The sequence below is a fragment of the Nonomuraea sp. CA-143628 genome (assembly GCF_050942315.1).
In the GTDB taxonomy this organism is placed as follows: Bacteria; Actinomycetota; Actinomycetes; order Streptosporangiales; family Streptosporangiaceae; genus Nonomuraea.
Window position 1 is genome coordinate 13,233,727 of sequence record NZ_CP192072.1, and the last position, 16,746, is coordinate 13,250,472.

At 66.8% G+C, this 16,746-nt stretch carries 23 protein-coding genes and 1 pseudogene; 14 read left to right on the forward strand and 10 right to left on the reverse strand.

Annotated features, from left to right (window positions below):
- The first annotated feature begins 5 nt into the window (after positions 1-5).
- Positions 6-542, forward strand: a complete 537-nt coding sequence (locus tag ACQP2T_RS60430) for a GNAT family N-acetyltransferase (protein WP_433513631.1) — start codon at positions 6-8, stop codon at positions 540-542.
- A gap of 95 nt (positions 543-637) precedes the next feature.
- Here the strand turns inward: ACQP2T_RS60430 and ACQP2T_RS60435 are convergent, their stop codons facing one another.
- The 5 genes from ACQP2T_RS60435 to ACQP2T_RS60455 form a co-directional block, all read right to left on the reverse strand.
- Positions 638-1,717 (reverse strand): SDR family oxidoreductase, encoded by a 1,080-nt coding sequence (locus tag ACQP2T_RS60435; RefSeq protein ID WP_433513632.1) that lies wholly within the window; start codon positions 1,715-1,717, stop codon positions 638-640.
- A gap of 14 nt (positions 1,718-1,731) precedes the next feature.
- Positions 1,732-2,205, reverse strand: coding sequence for a MerR family transcriptional regulator (locus ACQP2T_RS60440; RefSeq protein ID WP_433513633.1), 474 nt, complete (start codon positions 2,203-2,205; stop codon positions 1,732-1,734).
- A 10-nt stretch (positions 2,206-2,215) separates the two neighbouring features.
- Entirely contained in the window at positions 2,216-2,521 is a 306-nt protein-coding gene (locus ACQP2T_RS60445; RefSeq protein WP_433513634.1) for a hypothetical protein, read from the reverse strand.
- Positions 2,522-2,593: 72 nt separating this feature from the next.
- A complete protein-coding gene (locus ACQP2T_RS60450) occupies positions 2,594-3,442 on the reverse strand; it encodes a hypothetical protein (protein WP_433513635.1) in 849 nt (282 codons plus the stop codon).
- Positions 3,439-3,708, reverse strand: a complete 270-nt coding sequence (locus ACQP2T_RS60455; RefSeq protein WP_433513636.1) for a hypothetical protein — start codon at positions 3,706-3,708, stop codon at positions 3,439-3,441. Before ACQP2T_RS60455 ends, ACQP2T_RS60450 begins: the two co-directional genes overlap by 4 nt.
- Positions 3,709-3,851: 143 nt before the next feature.
- Here ACQP2T_RS60455 and ACQP2T_RS60460 point away from each other — a divergent pair, with 143 nt between their 5' ends.
- Entirely contained in the window at positions 3,852-4,055 is a 204-nt protein-coding gene (locus tag ACQP2T_RS60460; protein WP_433513637.1) for an MMPL family transporter, read from the forward strand.
- A gap of 229 nt (positions 4,056-4,284) precedes the next feature.
- On the opposite strand, the gene ACQP2T_RS60465 is transcribed toward ACQP2T_RS60460, so the two are convergent.
- On the reverse strand, positions 4,285-5,235 hold the full coding sequence (locus tag ACQP2T_RS60465) for an NAD(P)H-binding protein (RefSeq protein ID WP_433513638.1): 951 nt from the start codon (positions 5,233-5,235) through the stop codon (positions 4,285-4,287).
- Between the two features lie 240 nt (positions 5,236-5,475).
- On the opposite strand from ACQP2T_RS60465, the gene ACQP2T_RS60470 reads away from it, so the two are divergent.
- From ACQP2T_RS60470 to ACQP2T_RS60515, 10 genes are all read left to right on the forward strand, one after another.
- Complete coding sequence (locus tag ACQP2T_RS60470) at positions 5,476-6,381, forward strand: S41 family peptidase (RefSeq protein WP_433513639.1); 906 nt, start codon at positions 5,476-5,478, stop codon at positions 6,379-6,381.
- Positions 6,382-6,817: 436 nt separating this feature from the next.
- Positions 6,818-7,873 (forward strand): M24 family metallopeptidase, encoded by a 1,056-nt coding sequence (locus ACQP2T_RS60475; RefSeq protein ID WP_433513640.1) that lies wholly within the window; start codon positions 6,818-6,820, stop codon positions 7,871-7,873.
- A 123-nt stretch (positions 7,874-7,996) separates the two neighbouring features.
- Entirely contained in the window at positions 7,997-8,905 is a 909-nt protein-coding gene (locus tag ACQP2T_RS60480) for a MerR family transcriptional regulator (RefSeq protein WP_433513641.1), read from the forward strand.
- Between the two features lie 111 nt (positions 8,906-9,016).
- Positions 9,017-9,145 (forward strand): hypothetical protein, encoded by a 129-nt coding sequence (locus ACQP2T_RS60485; protein WP_433513642.1) that lies wholly within the window; start codon positions 9,017-9,019, stop codon positions 9,143-9,145.
- A 169-nt stretch (positions 9,146-9,314) separates the two neighbouring features.
- Positions 9,315-9,479 (forward strand): hypothetical protein, encoded by a 165-nt coding sequence (locus tag ACQP2T_RS60490; RefSeq protein ID WP_433513643.1) that lies wholly within the window; start codon positions 9,315-9,317, stop codon positions 9,477-9,479.
- A 67-nt stretch (positions 9,480-9,546) separates the two neighbouring features.
- Positions 9,547-9,921: a GntR family transcriptional regulator gene (locus ACQP2T_RS60495; RefSeq protein WP_433513644.1), complete on the forward strand. Its 375-nt coding sequence runs from the start codon at positions 9,547-9,549 to the stop codon at positions 9,919-9,921.
- Entirely contained in the window at positions 9,918-10,823 is a 906-nt protein-coding gene (locus ACQP2T_RS60500; protein ID WP_433513645.1) for an ABC transporter ATP-binding protein, read from the forward strand. The genes ACQP2T_RS60495 and ACQP2T_RS60500 overlap by 4 nt, the downstream gene beginning before the upstream one ends.
- A complete protein-coding gene (locus tag ACQP2T_RS60505; protein WP_433513646.1) occupies positions 10,820-11,515 on the forward strand; it encodes a hypothetical protein in 696 nt (231 codons plus the stop codon). The genes ACQP2T_RS60500 and ACQP2T_RS60505 overlap by 4 nt, the downstream gene beginning before the upstream one ends.
- Before the next feature lie 112 nt (positions 11,516-11,627).
- Positions 11,628-11,861, forward strand: coding sequence for a hypothetical protein (locus tag ACQP2T_RS60510; protein WP_433520017.1), 234 nt, complete (start codon positions 11,628-11,630; stop codon positions 11,859-11,861).
- Positions 11,862-11,937: 76 nt separating this feature from the next.
- Positions 11,938-12,213, forward strand: a complete 276-nt coding sequence (locus ACQP2T_RS60515) for a hypothetical protein (RefSeq protein ID WP_433520018.1) — start codon at positions 11,938-11,940, stop codon at positions 12,211-12,213.
- Here ACQP2T_RS60515 and ACQP2T_RS60520 read toward each other — a convergent pair.
- From ACQP2T_RS60520 to ACQP2T_RS60535, 4 genes and pseudogenes are all read right to left on the reverse strand, one after another.
- Positions 12,194-12,287: pseudogene (locus tag ACQP2T_RS60520) on the reverse strand (hypothetical protein); the annotation flags it as partial. The gene ACQP2T_RS60515 and the pseudogene ACQP2T_RS60520 sit on opposite strands and share 20 nt — an antisense overlap.
- 502 nt (positions 12,288-12,789) lie before the next feature.
- Positions 12,790-13,152: a hypothetical protein gene (locus ACQP2T_RS60525; RefSeq protein WP_433513647.1), complete on the reverse strand. Its 363-nt coding sequence runs from the start codon at positions 13,150-13,152 to the stop codon at positions 12,790-12,792.
- A 95-nt stretch (positions 13,153-13,247) separates the two neighbouring features.
- Entirely contained in the window at positions 13,248-13,574 is a 327-nt protein-coding gene (locus tag ACQP2T_RS60530) for a hypothetical protein (RefSeq protein ID WP_433513648.1), read from the reverse strand.
- 321 nt (positions 13,575-13,895) lie between these two features.
- Positions 13,896-14,480, reverse strand: a complete 585-nt coding sequence (locus tag ACQP2T_RS60535; RefSeq protein WP_355203022.1) for a hypothetical protein — start codon at positions 14,478-14,480, stop codon at positions 13,896-13,898.
- A gap of 597 nt (positions 14,481-15,077) precedes the next feature.
- On the opposite strand from ACQP2T_RS60535, the gene ACQP2T_RS60540 reads away from it, so the two are divergent.
- Together ACQP2T_RS60540 and ACQP2T_RS60545 are read left to right on the forward strand one after the other, a co-directional pair.
- Entirely contained in the window at positions 15,078-15,233 is a 156-nt protein-coding gene (locus ACQP2T_RS60540; RefSeq protein WP_433513649.1) for a hypothetical protein, read from the forward strand.
- 7 nt (positions 15,234-15,240) lie between these two features.
- Entirely contained in the window at positions 15,241-15,432 is a 192-nt protein-coding gene (locus tag ACQP2T_RS60545; protein ID WP_433513650.1) for a hypothetical protein, read from the forward strand.
- Positions 15,433-16,746 lie beyond the last annotated feature (1,314 nt).

Consider the following 16,746-nt stretch of genomic DNA (forward strand, 5'->3'; position numbering starts at 1 on the left):
CGGGCGTGGAGCTTCGAGAAGAGCGGCCGGGCGACGCGGACGCTGTGCGTCACGTCCATCTGCGAGCGTTCGGCGACCACGGCCGAGTTGTGGCCGACCTGGTCGACAGCCTCCGCTCCGGCGGGGGGCTCGCCCTGGTGGCCGAGGCCGACGGACAGGTCGTCGGGCACGTCATGTTCACCCGCAGCCTGCTCGACGCGCCGCGGCGGCTGGTCGACGTACAGGTGCTCAGCCCGCTGGGCGTGCTACCCGAGCACCAGCGGCAGGGCATCGGCTCGGCCCTGGTCCGCGCCGGGCTCGCGACTCTCTCCGAAGGAGACAGCCCCCTCGTCTTCCTGGAAGGCGACCCCCGCTACTACTTCCGCCTCGGATTCACCCCGGGGGCCGAGCAAGGCTTCCGCAAGCCGTCCCTGCGCATCCCCGACGACGCCTTCCAGGTGATCAGGCTTCCGGCGTGCGAGCCGTGGATGACGGGGACGCTGGTCTACTCCGAGCCGTTCTGGCGTCACGATGCCGTCGGACTTCGGGACCCCGACGCCTGATCAGTCCAACCTCGAGTCCCTACCTGCACGGAATCGCGCCAATTCCGACGACCGGTAGACCCGCGATCACGCGTCGAGATGACGTCGGCTGTAAGTCAGCGATCTATGAGTCCTTGGCGGAAGAGGCTTTCCGCGGTGTCGACGACGGTGGTGACCACGTCGCGGGGCGCCCAGCCGAGCACCTTGCGGGCCTTGTCGGTGTGCAGGACGGGGACTTTGCCCAGCTGGCTGAGAGCGTCCCGGAGTGCGGGGTTGGTGCGTGCGCCTTCACGTACTTGCTCCGCGGTCAGTTCCTGAGTGGGGACCCGGGCAGCGCGCTCGCCCAACTTCTCGGCGAGGATGTTCGCCATCTGCAGGAAGCTGATGGCGTCGTCGCCGCTGACGAGGAATCGCTCTCCTGCGGCTTCGGGATGGGTCATCGCGCGCAGGTGGATGTCGGCGACGTCTCGGACGTCCACCATGCCGAAGTACTGCGGAGGAACGACCGCCAGCGCTCCATCGAGCATCGCCTTGACGAATGCCACGGAGGCGGAAAGGTGATCGTTGAGGATCGGGCCGAAGATGCCGCTGGGAGCGATCACCACCAGTTCCAGGTCACCGCCCTCGGCCTGCGTGAAGTCCCATGCTGCCCGCTCCGCGACGGTCTTGGACTTGATGTACGCGGTGAGATCGTCGTTCGGGTCGGTCCAGTCGTGTTCGTCGTACTCGTCGCCGGCCTTGCGGGTGTAACCGATGGCGGCGAAGGACGACGTCATCACCACCCGCCGCACGCCCTGATCTCGTGCCGCCCGCAGAACGCGCAGCGCGCCGTCGCGTGCGGGGATGATCACCTCGTCCTCGTGCCGCGGCTGGCCCGCGGGGAAGGGGGAGGCCACGTGGAGAACGTAGGTGCAGGTCCGCGCCGCTTCATCCCACCCCTCGTCGGTGTCGAGATCGGCCCGGACGATCTCAAGTCGCGCACCCCAATCCGAGCCGGCGCTCGCCGCTGTCGCACGGATCTGATCGGCGCGGTTGAGCGAGCGCACGGTGGTCCGCACCCGGTAGCCGGCCTGCAGCAAAGACCCGATCACATGGGACCCGAGGTAGCCGTTGCCGCCGGTCACCAGAACCAGTTCCCCGTTTCCTTCTCCGTTTCCGGTCGGTTCTGCCGGCCGGAATTCCGTACTGCGCGACATATTCGTCTTCTCCTTTATCGAAAGTCGGCCACGACGTTTGTGAGAGCCTGTACGGCACGGTGTTCCGCGCCTATGTCACCGCGCTGGCGCGCGTCCCACAGATCCGCCTTGAGCTGCAGGTATCGCAGCCGCGTCTGCATCTGCTCGATCTCCTGGGCCACTCTTTCGGCGTTCTTCAGAAACAGATCCCGCATCTCGGCCGCGTTGTCGCCGGCCGCGTCCAGGTACCGGAGGTAGGCACGCATGTCCCGCACGCTCATCCCGGCCGCGCGCAAGCAGCTCAACGCCTCGATCGTCTCGACGGCCGTACCGTCATAGCGCCGGTGCCCGCTGCTCTCGTCCCGGGGAACCGGGCCGATCAGGCCGATCTTCTCGTAGTAACGCAGTGTCGGTTCCGACAGGCCGCTCAGACGAGAAACGTCCTGAATCGACACCGTGGTGACGGATTCGCTCTTCCCTGTCGCTGCCATGTCCTCAGCCTGGCTCACCTCAAGCGCTTCAAGTCAAACCGCCCGGTCGCGCGTAGCCGGCTGCGTTCTGCGGGGGTGGTGCCGCCCACTTCTGCGCCGCGAGACGACCAAGATCGACGACGTCGTCGCGGCCGCCGATGAGGAGCAGAGGGAAGGTCCCTTGGTCGTGTAGCCGCGCCGAAGGTGGGTCTCCCTCGCGCCTGACCCGCGAGGACACACCCCTCTGCTGGGCGGCGCTGTGGCGGGGCCGACCGCTGGCTTGCTCACGCTCGTCGAGCATGTGCGGCTGCTGGCGGCGCTCAGCAGCGAGCACCCGTTCGACGAGCAGGTACATGCCCCGTTGATGGTCGGGCGGGAGGTCGCCGCATCGATTCCGGGCCTTCCGGCAGGGCCGGGGTGCCTGAGATCAGTCCACAGGGGCCGGCTCGACATGGTGATCGTTGTAGGGGAAGAGGTCATCACCGTGATCGACGACGGTGCTGCACCGGTACCGGACAATCTCGATCATCGACACCGGGTCGAGGTCCTCGTCGTCTCCCCGTCCCCGCTCCTCGTTGTGCGGATCCAGAGCCTCGTCCACGTTGTAGTGCAATCGGCCGTCCACCAGGTAGTCGCGGCGGAAGTCAGTTCTCCACTGTGAGTTGCTCCCCCAACCGTGCGAGAGGTCGCGGGTGGATCGTGACCGGCGCCAGAAGGTCCAATACAGGCTGGAGCGATCGGCGACCCCCGCAACCAGATGCCGCGCTCCGGCGGTGACGACCACTCCGGCCCGCATCAGCAGCATCGATCCCATCATGTAACCGGGCCAGCGCTCCTCGACGATCGAGGGCGGCTCATCGGGATCGTCGACCGGCCGCACCTCGGCGACCTCGTGAAAGAACGGATGGAAACCCCGCCTGCGAATCCGCTCCGCGCCCAGAGCCTCACAGAAGGCGGGATAGACGCCGACCGGTGGGTAAACCTCGTTCGGGCTCGCCGCCGAATCGTCCGGGGGATCCTGGTAGTTCAGGATGAGCAGGTCGAGGATGCGGTTCACGGCATACAACCGCACCAGCGAGCTGTATCCCCTCCTGGGTGACCTCGCCAGAGGAATCAGGTGACTTTCGGGCCTGCCCGCCTCCCGCACCTCCGCCACGTGCCCCGGATGCTCATCCAGCCACCGAAGCAGCATGTCGCCCAGCCCGTCGCCCTCGTGGTCAAAGACGCCTTCGTACAGGGAACGCCAGTGGTGACCCGAATAGACATCGTCGTTCATGTGTCCCAGGGTCCAGCAGATCGACAAGCCCAGACCAACGTGTAGATGGTGATCAGGTCAGCCTTTTCATCGACGTGGAAGTGAAGCAGGCCGTAATCACCGAAGGTGGCCTGCCGGTAGTCCGTACGTCCGGGATACACCACCTGCGCATCCCACGGCTCTTCCAGCAGATCGGCCGTCCACTCAACCAGAGCCGTCAGGGCAGCATCGGGGAAGTCCTTCATCCTGGCCAACGCCGAAGAAGACAGAACCGGGCGAAAGCTCACGTACGCCGCGCCCGAGCCAGGCGCTCTTCCCGGTCGGGAATCGCCTCCTCAAACCCCACGAACTCGCCGACGCCCTGAGCCGCTACGCCGACACCGCAGACCCGCGATTCGTCGGGGACGGCGGGTGGACCACGTACGGGCTGGTGTTCACCGAACCCACCCGCGGCATGAACGCCAACCTGAGCGAGCGGCTGAAGAAGGCGCTGACGCCGGCCCCGCAGCCGGAGATCAAGATGTTCGCGACGGGGCTCGGGCTGGGCGTGCTGCTGGATGCGACCGTGATCAGGGCGCTGCTGCCGACGTTCGTCGCGGTGATAAGTCGATGGAACTGGTGGCTGCCCGGCTGACCGGCCCTGCTCGTACGGGTGCCCGCCAGGCCAGACGTTCCGGTCTCGGTTCGTACAGCTGGACCGGGGCTGAGCCCGATCCCGTGGGCCAAGGTTGGCTGGGAGGCTGGTACTCGCCGAGAACGGGCTCGAGGAACTGCACGACTCGGCCCATGCGGAGCAATGAAGCGAGAACGTATGGCATGAGCCCATTCGTGATCGACACTTCATATGCCGTCGACGGGTCATCTCACCGGAAGTCCCGTGCGTGGTCGACCGCCCACTCATCGAATGTGATCGCAGAGCGGCCCAGGACTTCCTCGACGGTGGGCGCCGCCGGCGAATTCCCGGCAGCCGCATCGTCGAGGAACTGCAGCACCGCTTCGGCTTCCCCCGCCGGCATGAATTGCGAGAACTGTCGCATCGCGGCATCGCGGGACAACTCCCGCACCGGGATCTCCCTGCCCACGGCGCGGCCGATCGCAGCGACCTGGTCACGCTGGGAGATCCGAGCCGGGCCGGTGAGCAGCCCGCTCACAGCCGGTGTGGTGGCACCGGTCAGCGCCGCGCAGACGACGGCGGCGACATCCCGCTCGTGGATCGGAGCGGTCAGCGCATCCGGCTGGTACAGCGGCACGCTTCCGTTGGCCCGGATCTGATACGCCCAGCCCAGAGCGTTGGTGGCGAGCACAAGCGGACGGACCGGCATCATCAGCACGTCCGAGGCGACAGCAAACGCGGCCTCGACCTCACGATGCTTCTCAGCGATGGCGTTGCCTGCCGAGGAGGGGTGGATCACGCTCCCTGAGGACATCAGCACGATGCGCTCCAACCCGGCGGCACGGGCGGCCTCGATGACACCGTGGACGCCTTGGTGGTTGGCATAGAGGAACACCTGCCTGGCACCCTCGAACGCTGGGAGAAGACTGGCCCGGTCGGTCAGGTCCGCGGCGAACACCTCGACGCCGTCCGGGAACTGACCGGGCGCCGGACGGCGGGCGGACGCGCGGACGGGGACGCCTTCAGCCAGAAGCCGCTTCATGACGAACTTGCCGACGCTCCCACGAGCTCCCATGACCAGGGTGGGCTTGCGATGAAGACTTGCCATGACGGGCTCCAATGCACGCAGTGACTGCGCGCCACGGAGACCCTGATCGGTCGACGGGGCGTTCCGACGCAGCACCCCGATGCTGAAGAGCATAACTCCGTGATCAGGGTGGCAGAGGTCTCCGCCACGGCCCCGTCCCGGTCCAGCGCGGGCACCACGAGGGCATCGCCGGGCTGCAGGTGACGCAACGGGTAGGCGAGCGCCGCGAACTGCTCAGCCGCGCCGATCTCCAGAACATCCTCAGGAGGTGGCAATTGTGAAGGCTGATCACGCATACCGCAGGTTTCTCAACGTCTTTGACGCTTTCGTCAGGGCAGTGATCTACTCCCTGCCATGACGACCCTGACGAACCTTCAGCCCGCCCCTGTCATCGACGAGACAACCCGACTGCTGACCCAGCACTACGTTTTCCCTGAGATAGCCAAGCAGCTCGCCGACCTGCTACAACGACGCCTCGCCCAAGGCGCCTATGACGTCGACAGTGCCGAGGAACTCGCCCGTCTGGTCACCGCGGACCTGCAGTCCGTCAACAACGACAAACACCTGAGACTGAAGCACCACGCCGACCCGGTGTCCCCCAAGCAGGGCGCGGCAACCCTGGACTCCATCCGCCGGGACTTCGACACCTCGCTGGGCGGTGCGCCCCGGGTGGAGTTGCTCGACGGAGGGATCGCCGTGGTGGAGCTGGCGCCGATGCTGTTTCCGCTGGAGTGGGCCGCCGAACCGCTGAGCGCCGCGCTCACCCTGGCCTCTCGCGCCCAGGCGCTGATCGTGGACCTTCGCAACAACCGAGGCGGCGACCCCGACACCGTCGCCTTCGTCTGCAGTTACCTCCTGGACGAGCGCACCCACCTCAACACCATGTACTGGCGCAGCGGCGAGCGCAGCGAGCAGTCCTGGAGCCTGCCGCATGTTCCCGGTGCGCGTTTCGGCGGCAGCAAACCGTTGTACGTGTTGTCCAGCGACAGCACCTTCTCCGCCGCTGAGGAACTGGCCTACGACCTGCAGCAGCTCGGCCGCGCCGTTGTCGTCGGCGAGCCCACCCGCGGCGGCGCACACCCGTGCGAGGGCTGGACCGTCCACCCCCACCTGGAAGCCACCGTCCCCACTGGCCGCGCCATCAATCCCGTCTCTGGCGCTAACTGGGAGGGCACCGGCGTGCAGCCGGACGTCCCTTGCGCTGCCGCGGAATCCCTCGACAAGGCACACGCACTGGCCCTCGCCCGGCTGGCAGGCTGACGCAGTCCGGCTCACCGACAGTGCGTCGTTCTTGATCAAGGCAACTGGAGCTCCGGGCCTGGTACCAGACCACGCTGGCCTCGGACCTTGGTGATCTCGACGATCCGTACCACGGGGTCCATCCGGCCGTACCTCAAGCCGACTATGAGCGACTCAGCTGGCAGGAGCCCGATCCCCGTAGCGATCGGGTACGAGTACGCGATCACACATGCGAGTGCCGGCACATCGCGTACGAGCTGGGTCAGGCAGGCGGCCTGCACTGCGCCTGGTCAGTGCCCTGGCACCGCTGGCGTTCGCGGGTGCGTATGAGCTGTTGATGTGGATCGTCCGCGACACCCGCCGGACGTCGGTCGAGGCCCCGGGGAGGAGCACGTGTGCCAGCCCTTCCAGACCGTCGTTGACCTGTACCTCAGGGGGCGAGTTTAGGGTTTCGGTCATGTCTGATAACGCTGTCGTTCTGTTCTCCTATGGCACGCTGCGTCGGCGCGAGGTGCAGCTGTCGGTGTTCGGCCGCGAGGTCAGCGGCACTCCGGACCGGTTGCCCGGCTACCGGCTGTCCATGGTGGAGATCACCGATCCGCAGGTCATCGCGATTAGTGGCGCCAAGCATCATCCGATTTTGCAGGCCACGGGAAGCGCCGCCGATGTCGTGGAGGGCACCGCGCTCCGGCTGAGTGCGGACGAACTCGCCGCTGCCGACGACTACGAGGTCGACGACTACCAGCGTGCTCTCGTACCGCTGGCGTCGGGTCTGCACGGCTGGGTGTACGCGGCTGGTCACGATGGGACGACGGCATCTTCCGGACCGGACGAGGCTCGGCGGGTCACGGGTCTGGTGGCGGCGCAGGAGAAGGCCATCGCCCTGTTCGCCGAGGTGGAGGCACGCGGGCTGGTCGCCCCTGGAATAGGGGAGCGGGAGGTGAGCGATCGCATCCGGGACCTGGCCAACGACATGTTCGGCACGACCAAGCACTGGCACAAGCGGATCATTCGCTCCGGGCCCAACACTCTGCTCCCGTACCAGGACAACCCACCCGACCGCATCATCGGCGAGGACGACGTCGCCTTCGCCGACTTCGGCCCGATCTTCGAGGAGTACGAAGCCGACTTCGGCCGCACGTACGTCTTCGGCGACGACCCGGACAAGCACCGCCTGCTGCACGACCTGCCGCGCGTCTTCGACGCCGGACGCGCTGCGTTCGCGGCCGATCCGGATATCACCGGCCGGCGACTGTACGCCGAGGTGGCACGGCTGGCGGGCGAAGCCGGCTGGGAGATCGGCATCTGGCACGCCGGGCATCTCGTGGGGGAGTTTCCGCACGAGGTGAACGACGGCGCGAAGGCGGACTCCTACATCACTCTGGAGAACGACACCCCGCTGCGGCGCACCGACCGGGCGGGGCAGGCGTGTCACTGGATTCTGGAGCTGCACTTCGTGGACCGGGCTCGCGGCTTCGGCGGCTTCTACGAGCAACTGCTCGATCTGGCCTGACCTTCCCCCGGCCGTCGCCGCATCAGTGGCCCCGTTTCGGAACGCCGGCCCCCTCGTGGACGCAGGTCGGCGAGGACGGACTCGTTGACCTGTACCTCGGGGCGCGGGTTTAGGGTTCCGGTCATGCGAGTGGGGGAGTTGGCGCGGCGTACCGGTGTCACGGTGCGGGCGTTGCGCTACTACGAGGAGGTCGGCCTGGTCGTCCCGCGCCGCTGCGCCAACGGCTACCGCGACTACGACCCGATCGCGGTGCGGCTGGTGGAGCAGATCCGGTCGCTGATGGCGTTGGGCCTTCCGGTGGAGGAGACGCGGCCGTTCGTCGAGTGTCTGATCAGCGGCGCCGACGCTGGTGATCTGTGTCCGGCGTCGCTGGCCACGTACCAGCGGGCCATCGACCAGTTGGAGCAGCGCATCAGGCAGCTCGCCGACCAACGAGACGCGCTACGCGCCCAGCTCGACACGGCCGCGCAGCTCATGATGCGGCCGCAGTCCGGCCGGCGGCGGGCCATCGCGGCAGTGGACCCGGCCAGGCTGCTCGGAGCCGAGCTGCCGGATCTGGAGCTCGTGGCCACCGACGGGAGCCGGGTCCACGTCCAGGCGTTCGGCCAGGGGCGCAGCGTGCTGTTCGGGTATCCGCTGACCGGCCGGCCGGGCGTGGACCTGCCGCAGGGATGGGAGACGATACCGGGCGCGCGGGGCTGCACCGAGCAGGCGTGCGGGTTCCGCGACCATCACGCCGACCTGCTGAAGGCCGGGGCGGCGCGGATCTACGGGCTGTCGGCGCAGTCGAGCGGGTATCAGCGGGAGGTGGTGCACCGGCTCCGGTTGCCGTACCCGCTGTTGGCCGACCCGCGCCTGACCCTGGCCGCCGCTCTCGGCCTGCCCACGTTCGACGCCGGCGAGATGACGCTGTACCGCCGGCTGACCCTCATCGTGGTCGACGGCCGGGTCGAGCACGTGTTCTTTCCCATCGAAGAGCCGGCCGGCCACGCCGAACAGGTCATGCGATGGCTGGCGGAGCATCAGGTCTGACGAAGGGAAGGCAGTCCCCGTGGTGCGATCTCTCCTGGCGGCCGTGGCGGTCCGCGCTTGGCTGACCGTGGTCCCAGGGCCGGGTATGTCGCGCCCGGCGATGAAGGGCCGATGAGCGCGAACCGGCGCCTGTACTCCTGCCTCTGCGCGGACACACCGGGCCGAGCGGCGCCGTCGCCCCTGCCGGTGGGCCAGGTCGTCGAGCTGGCGCGGTATCCGGTGAAGTCCATGGGGGGGTGAGCGGCTGACCTGTGCACGCGTCACCGCCGACGGTGTTTCCGGGGACCGAGGCTGGGCCGTCTATACCGACGACGGCGGGATCGGCAGCGGCAAGACCACCCGTCGCTTCCGCCGTATCGACGGTCTGCTCACCCTGCGAGCCCGCCTGGAGACTTCAGAAGACGGCGAAGTGCCGCTAGTGGTCCTCCCGGACGGGCGGGAGCATCGTGCCGACGACCCGGCAGCCGCTCAGGTGCTCAGCACGCTTCTGGACCGGCCGCTGCACCTGCGCCGGCAGTCCTCCGTGCCGCACCACCGCCGTCGGCTGAGGTCGCGGGACGCCCGGGCGGCTTGACAGCCGCGGCGCAAGGTTGCATGGTTAGCTACACATGTAGCTAACCAGTTGGGCGGCTAAGCCAACGATGGACGACGACCGACCGATCTTCCTTCAGATCGCCGAGCTGATCGAGAACTCGATCATCGACGGGTCGCTGGTGGAGGAGGCCCAGGTCCCGTCCACCAACGAGCTTGCCGCCTTTCACCGGATCAACCCGGCCACCGCGGCCAAGGGCGTCAACCAGCTCGTGTCGGAGGGAACGCTCTACAAGCGACGCGGCATCGGCATGTTCGTCGCCGGTGGCGCCCGGGCCAGGCTGCGCGAGCGGCGACGGGACCGGTTCACCGAACAGTACGTGGAACCCCTGCTCGCCGAGGCGCGCAAGCTCGGCATCGGCCACGACGAGCTGATGAAGATGATCGATTCATTCGGTGCGGTTGTCGGGAGGGACCTGGGATGACGGCGGTGGTAACCGCACACGGGGTGACCAAGCGCTTTGGTGACGTCACGGCGCTCGACGACGTGAGCTTCGCGCTGGCCGAGCACACGATCTACGGCCTGCTCGGGCGCAACGGGGCGGGCAAGACCACCCTGATGCAGATCCTCACCGGGCAGGCGTTCGCGTCGTCGGGGAACGTGTCGGTCTTCGACGCGCCACCGGTGGAGAACCCGGCCGTCCTGTCGAAGGTCTGTTTCGTCCGGGAGAGCCAGCGCTACCCCCACGTCTACACCGTGCGCCACGTCTTTCGCACCGCACGCCGGCTGTTTGCGAACTGGGACGACACGTTCGCGCACGGCCTCGCCGCGGACTTCCAGCTACCGGCCGGGCGGCTGGTCCGCAGGCTCTCGCGGGGCATGCTGTCGGCCCTCGGCGTGACCGTCGGGCTGGCCGCGCGGGCGCCCCTGACGTTCTTCGACGAGCCGTACCTCGGGCTCGACCCGGCCGCCCGGCAGCTTTTCTACGACCGCCTTCTCGCCGACTACGCCGGGCATCCCCGCACCGTGGTGCTGTCCACCCACCTCATCGACGAGGTGAGCGATCTGGTCGAGCGGGTGCTGCTCATCGACCGTGGCCGGCTGCTGCTCGACGAGGACGCCGACGACCTGCGCGGGCGGGCGGTGGCGGCCACCGGACGGGCGGAGGCCGTGGACGGGTTCGCCGCCGGACGCACCGAGTTGCACCGCGAGCGGTTGAGCGGCCTGGTCCGGTCGACCATCCTCGATGGGCTCGGACCGCACGCGAAGGCGCACGCGCAGGCGCTGAACGTCGAGCTGGAGCCGCTGTCGTTGCAGCAACTCGTGGTCCGCCTGACCGTACCGCCGACGACAACGGCGCCGGCGGACCGGGAGGCCGCCCGATGAACCGCATCCGTCAGGTGGCCCGTCTCCAGATGCCGGCCTGGCCGCAGATCCTAGGCTGGACGTGGAGCATGACGGCCGTCACGTTCGGCATCAACCTGTTGACCTTCATGGCGAACTACGACCCGGGCGACGGCGTGACGAACACCGGCGGCCTGGTCAGCCTGTGCGGCGTCGCGATCGGGATGGCCGCCGTCTCGGTCACCCAGATCTTCCCGTACGCGCTGGGCATGAGCGTGACCCGCCGGGAGTTCTACCTGGCCTGGTCGCTGCTCGCGGTCGTCCAGTCGGTGGTCTACGCGCTGGTGCTCTGCCTGCTGCGCGCCGTGGAACAGGCCACCGGCTACTGGGGGGTGGGGATGCGCTTCTTCGGCCTGCCGTTCATGGATGACGCCAACCCGGTGCTGCTCCTGCTCGGGTACGCGGTACCCATGCTGGTCGTGACCCACCTCGGGATCCTGCTCGGCACGTTGTACCTGCGCTGGGGCACCACCGGCGTCCTGGCCAGCCTCACCCTGACGTTCACAGCGCTCGGGCTGGCCGCCGCGCTGATCACCTGGACCCGGCAATGGCACGCGATCGGCCGCTGGTTGCTCGACCAGTCCCCCACGGCACTGCTCGCCGGCTGGCCGGTCCTGGTGGCCGCCGCGTTCGCGGTCGGCGGGTACACGCTCATCCGCCGTGCCACGGCGTAGGCGCGGCGGGCACACGGCCGCTCCGGACACCGGACAACGCGAACACCAACATCCGCCGTGATGGGCCGCCAGATTGTCAGCCCTGTCCACCCGCGTCCTTAGGAGAGATGCAATGACGAGCAACAACACGCCCCCGCCCGCCCCAGGTCTCGGGATCTGGGCAAATCTCGGGATCTGGATCGCCTTCGGCGCTGCCTTCGGCGTCCTCGTCGGCGTCGTCGTCGGGGGCTCTTTCGACAACCTCGCTTACGGTGTCGCGCTAGGTTCGTCCATCGGTCCGGGCCTGGGTGTGGCCGCCTGGGCCGTCTTCATCGCGCCGCGAAGGAATGCCCGCCACGACTCCTGAACGTCGAGCCCGAGTATCGGCTACGGGGTCGTAGGCGCCACCGGGAAGTCCAGGAAGCAACGCAACGGCGCTGGCGATGGTGGCCGCAGCCGGCGCGGAGCGCGCCACCACCATGGCGATGTGGTATCGGTACAGCTTGGTCGAACCGACGCCAGACCAAGCGGCGCTTGGCGCGGATGTACTCGGCGATGTCGTCGAACGGGTACCACTCGATGACCAGGTTGGCGGGGATCTCCAAGCCGGCGGCCTGGGCGCCCGCACGGACGCGTCCAGCCGCCCGGCCACCACCTGGAAGAACCCCGTGCTCACCTCCGCGCGGATCGACGAGGCCATCGCGTCCAGCGTGGTGTAGCCCGGCAGCTCGCACCGGGCGCGAACCAACTCCTCCAACGCCACGTTGATCAGATCGGCCGGGTTGTCCTTGGACTGCACAGCCTTACGGATCGTGACGTACCGGCCAAATAATGTTGCAGATTCTCGGCCAACGTGCGTTGCAGGTCACAGTCCGAGATCCTCCACTCCCGCGCGTGCGCGCGCAGGCGGCTCCCGAAAGTCCCGATACGGCGGTCAGTCTTCCCCGCCCTTCTCAGCCTGCCGTCGCGCCTTAGTGGTGAGTACATCGCGCGGAATCTACCCAGTGACGAGACGACCACGAACGGGGGCGAACCTCAGTGAACAAATGGCCGTTGCTACAGTCCGCCCCTAGAAACGACTCAGGGAGTCCCTTGAGATCAAGGGACTCCCTGGTGATGCTGTGTGCGGCCGGAGGTACTCGAAACCCCAACCTTCTGATCCGTAGCCAGTTCCAGACTGTCCACGGGCGTCCACCCCTGTCACAAGTGCCTGCTTAGCGGCCCTTCCGGCTTGATCTGCTTCCAGGGACGTGTATCGGCGTCCAGGAAGGTTGTAAGCAGAGGCGTTAGCAAGATCATCCACACTCAGCATCGTCACGATGCGGGTTCCCCAGCAGAGCACGTAGGCGGCGGACCTCGGCCAGCAGGCGTGGGACATCAGATCGTGCGTGGGCCATGAACGCCGCGTTCTCATCCCAGCGATCATCAGAACCGACAACGTACGGTTCCGGGGACTGAATCAAGGTCGCCGCCACCAACTCGTTGCCGTGCCACCTCGGCCAGCGCTCGTGCCGCCCGGTGTCGGGCGCGGTGCCCACGGCGACCAGGTTCGCAGCGTAGGCGTCATCGAGGAACCGCACATACCATGGTCCAGGAGTTGCGGCCTGGGTACGGCTTTCGATTTCCTGCAGCTCACTGTCGCTGATGGGCACGCTCATATCTCAAGCATCCAGCTCTTCATCGGCAGCCGTCTGAGCCTTTCGTTACGAGTGAACGACAAATGCCAGCGTGCCGATCTGATCGGTTCCGGTGGCTACCCAGGCCAGCGGCCCGCAGGGCCGAGGTCACGTCCGTCGAGAACCTCGATGTCGGTGATGACTGTCGCGGTCGGATCCAAGCTCAGCCAGATTACGTCCTCACCGTTTCGCTCAAGCTGCACCACCCAGCATCCCGAGGAACCCCGCGGGGCGGTCAGGAGGTTGGTACAGGTGGCACTGCAGGAGCACACGCTGTGAAACAGCAGGTGTTCAACCGTGTCCGCCAAGGGGTGATTCTCATCTTCGGCATACAGCAGGGCGACAATGTCAGCGGCGAGCTCGGGAAACGCCTCCACCAGGCGCAGGTGCTGGCGGTCCGTCATGGCAGGCACGATACACAAACAGAGCGGGTCATCCCTTCTGCGATCCACCTGGCCAGCCGGCCCATGTCCATACGTCCAGGAGCACGCGAGTTCAAGCGGCATATTGAGCGCCTGCTTGCAAACGGGAGCCGGTCACGACGTAGAGCCTTCCGCTCCCTGCTCAAGCAGTAGTTGAAGACTGGTGGCATTTGACTGGGTGAGGCAGCGTTGCCGTATCCGCCTGCTGTACGGCACCGCGCGCGAACGGCAGCACCGTCTGACGATGCGCCGGCCGAAACCCACCGCCTCAACCCGCACAGTCCGGTCTCTCGCCGCTTCGAGCTACCTCAAACCCGATGCCACCTCGATGTGCCGAACGACGAGCAGGAGATCCGCCGAGTGCAGACGTTGCTCAATCTCGCTTAATCGGACGCCGAGCAGGTCGCGCTGCGCTTCCGTGAAGACGGCGCCGAAGTCCAGGCACTCGCTGACGCATATGGTGATCTCCAGGAGAACGGGGTCCGAGGAGGGCAGCAGACGAGGGAAGCGTTGGCGGCGCCAAAACCGCAATGCGAGCAACGCGGCCTTCCGGGGATTGCCGTACCAGTACCAGCGAACCTGAAGGTTGGGATTTGGTTCCTCTGCACGCGGAGATCGCCGGCCTTGCATCTTGGCCTCCCGACGCCTTGTCGCGTAGGCGTGGAGCTCGGCATGCCAGGCAGCGCGGCTGGCCTCGATAGCGTCCAGCGCCTGAAGCAGTGCCGCCTCATCGTGTTGAAACCTCCCGGCCTGGAACTCGAGGAAACTCAGCGTCGCCTCGAATCCGAGAGGCCGATACAACTGCACGCAGGACCGGAACGCTGACAGCCGCCATCGGTAGGGCAAGTCAGGGTCACGTACCCTACGGGCGAAGTTGGCGAAGCTCACCGGGGAAGGCTAGCCAATTGGACGCTGGGAGGCACCAACTCGGCAACGGCGCTGCGGGGACATTACTAGTGGTCTGTCCCAACCACTCACTTCCGGACCTGACCGTCCGCTTTTCAGGCGGACCGATCACCCTGCTCTGTGGAGATTCACCCTGGTCAAACACGTGTACAAAGTGGCTTGGATGCGTTGGCGTGTGGGGACGTTAGATCGCGATGACCTCACTTGGGACGCCGCGGCGACCTGGTCGCGGGTGAGCGCCTCGGGCCACAGGTACGCCTCGTCCACACCCAGGTACGAAGCCGTGGCAAAAGGTGTTTTCGGTACGGCTCGCGCCCCTTGTTGATCCACCGCTCGATGGTCTTGGGGTCGACTTCGATCGCCTCGGCCAAATCGACGATGGACACGCCTTCGTGGAGAAGGGCCGCACGTAACCGTTCGTTCGCCATCTCACCTGCTCCAAGGGGACGTCCGGGGACCGCCTCATCGTAGGCCGGACGTCTTGAACATGTCCCGTCATGTAGTGATCTCGTCCTGACTCTCCGCAGCATTCTCGGTTGCACAAGGCACGACGGCCCCAACCGAAGGAGGAGATGCCCGATGACGAACATGATCAGCTTCCTGGACGAGACGCCCTCATGTGGATGCGGCAACGCCCCTGCCGAGGGGCAGGTGCAGTGCTCCAAGTACCTAGCGCGTGAGCGCTGGAGCAGGAAGCAGCGGGCCAGGAACCGGCGCAACCCGCGGCGGGCGTGAGCTGGACGTGAGCTGGCTCCCCCTGATCCTCGCCGGACTGCTCGGCGTGACGCTGCTCGTCGGCTACATCACGGTCCTGGTCGGCATCCGCCGCGAGGACAAGGCCATGAACCTGCGCCGTCAGGCCAACGGGGTGTCGGCGTCACTGACCCGCAAGGTCACCGGCTGCCACGTCCGGAACGGCGTGTCGTGGACGTAGCCAATTGGTGGTGAAGATGGCGATCGGCATCCTGCGCAACGAGGGCCTGGTGATCGCCAGCAGCGCAAGGGCGTGAGGGACGCGTCGTATTGCACGGCGCGTTGCACAGTGGACCGCTTTGCCTGGCCAGGGCCGCCCGACGTCCCAAGATCGTGGGTTCACTCCTGCCGCCCCTTTCGCGGCGAAGCCCCGGCCAACAAGGTCTTCGCAGGCGGAGCCTGCGCGGGGAAGGGCGTCCGAGCGGAGCGAGGTCCTCCAGGGGTCGGGCCCTTGGCCCGACTGGAAGGCAACGCCTGAGCTCCCAAAGCGCGAAGCGCCCAAAGCGAAGCCCGTTGTGCGCCGCAGGCGCCCCCAGCAGGACGCCCGGAGCGAAGCGGAGGCCCATTGTGGAGGGGCGGGCATCAGACGGCCAACCACCGAATCGGGTAACGGGTGGGCGCGAAAAAGGCCCTCCGGGATGATCCCGAAGGGCCTCTTACCTGCTGTGCGGCCGGAGGTACTCGAAACCCCAACCTTCTGATCCGTAGGGAACGGCGGATGCCCTGTCAGTGGCGTCCCAGCCTGGTCAAGCAGTGGATGCTGATCGGTAACACGCGGTCGGGTATGGCGGTGTTGCTGTACGGCGCTGCTGTACAGCACTCTGCCCAACGTGCTTCGACGCTGTTCCACCCGGTTCCGCCGGCTGGGAAAGGGCCGCGTCGTCCTTCCAGCTTGTCGGTCGGCAACGGACGGATACCGGACTGCCGCAAGGTCGTCAGCCGTTCCAGCCGTTCAGGACGCTGCCCAGAAGTACCAGCCCTGGTCATCGAAGCAGGGATGGGTCTGTGTCCCACCTGCCTGCACACCGTTCCTCCAGTATTCGCAAATTCCCTGAGTGGAGTAGGGGCCGTACCAGTGACCTGCTGTCTCCTTGGCCTGTGCGGGACTGACGGAGAGTAGTAGGGCCGCGAGGCCGCCGATCGCGGTAACGGCAATTCTTCCGGTGACGTTTCGCTTCATTTCTCTGCTTCCTTTCGTCGTTTCATCGTCATACAGCCGGCTACGCCAAGCACAGAACCGGTATGGGCGACCACTACTTGCCCAGCAGAGAAGCGACCGCCAATTCGGTTCCACGCGATTGAAGACAGGCGTATGTCTGGAGGTACCGACAATTTCTTCACCCGCGTGTCATTCACGCTAATGTCCAAGAAGGCTTGGCTCCAGGTAACCGGCAGGACATTCATAGGACATTTCGCCGCTGACAGGAGCAGTTCGTGAGAGTCAGACGCACCTGCTCCCCGCAGACGTTGGCCACCAAGCCCCTGGAGGCATGGT

What these genes read in the sequence shown, in the direction of transcription:
- ACQP2T_RS60505 (WP_433513646.1), top strand. Translation starts at nt 10,820, where the DNA reads ATGAACCGCATCCGTCAGGTGGCCCGTCTCCAGATGCCGGCCTGGCCG.
- ACQP2T_RS60495 (WP_433513644.1), top strand. Translation starts at nt 9,547, where the DNA reads ATGGACGACGACCGACCGATCTTCCTTCAGATCGCCGAGCTGATCGAG.
- ACQP2T_RS60470 (WP_433513639.1), top strand. Translation starts at nt 5,476, where the DNA reads ATGACGACCCTGACGAACCTTCAGCCCGCCCCTGTCATCGACGAGACA.
- ACQP2T_RS60465 (WP_433513638.1), bottom strand. Translation starts at nt 5,235, where the DNA reads ATGCTCTTCAGCATCGGGGTGCTGCGTCGGAACGCCCCGTCGACCGAT.
- ACQP2T_RS60515 (WP_433520018.1), top strand. Translation starts at nt 11,938, where the DNA reads ATGGTGGCCGCAGCCGGCGCGGAGCGCGCCACCACCATGGCGATGTGG.
- ACQP2T_RS60475 (WP_433513640.1), top strand. Translation starts at nt 6,818, where the DNA reads ATGTCTGATAACGCTGTCGTTCTGTTCTCCTATGGCACGCTGCGTCGG.
- ACQP2T_RS60500 (WP_433513645.1), top strand. Translation starts at nt 9,918, where the DNA reads ATGACGGCGGTGGTAACCGCACACGGGGTGACCAAGCGCTTTGGTGAC.
- ACQP2T_RS60540 (WP_433513649.1), top strand. Translation starts at nt 15,078, where the DNA reads ATGACGAACATGATCAGCTTCCTGGACGAGACGCCCTCATGTGGATGC.
- ACQP2T_RS60435 (WP_433513632.1), bottom strand. Translation starts at nt 1,717, where the DNA reads ATGTCGCGCAGTACGGAATTCCGGCCGGCAGAACCGACCGGAAACGGA.
- ACQP2T_RS60510 (WP_433520017.1), top strand. Translation starts at nt 11,628, where the DNA reads ATGACGAGCAACAACACGCCCCCGCCCGCCCCAGGTCTCGGGATCTGG.
- ACQP2T_RS60480 (WP_433513641.1), top strand. Translation starts at nt 7,997, where the DNA reads ATGCGAGTGGGGGAGTTGGCGCGGCGTACCGGTGTCACGGTGCGGGCG.
- ACQP2T_RS60525 (WP_433513647.1), bottom strand. Translation starts at nt 13,152, where the DNA reads ATGAGCGTGCCCATCAGCGACAGTGAGCTGCAGGAAATCGAAAGCCGT.
- ACQP2T_RS60445 (WP_433513634.1), bottom strand. Translation starts at nt 2,521, where the DNA reads ATGTACCTGCTCGTCGAACGGGTGCTCGCTGCTGAGCGCCGCCAGCAG.
- ACQP2T_RS60450 (WP_433513635.1), bottom strand. Translation starts at nt 3,442, where the DNA reads ATGAACGACGATGTCTATTCGGGTCACCACTGGCGTTCCCTGTACGAA.
- ACQP2T_RS60530 (WP_433513648.1), bottom strand. Translation starts at nt 13,574, where the DNA reads ATGACGGACCGCCAGCACCTGCGCCTGGTGGAGGCGTTTCCCGAGCTC.
- ACQP2T_RS60485 (WP_433513642.1), top strand. Translation starts at nt 9,017, where the DNA reads ATGAGCGCGAACCGGCGCCTGTACTCCTGCCTCTGCGCGGACACACCG.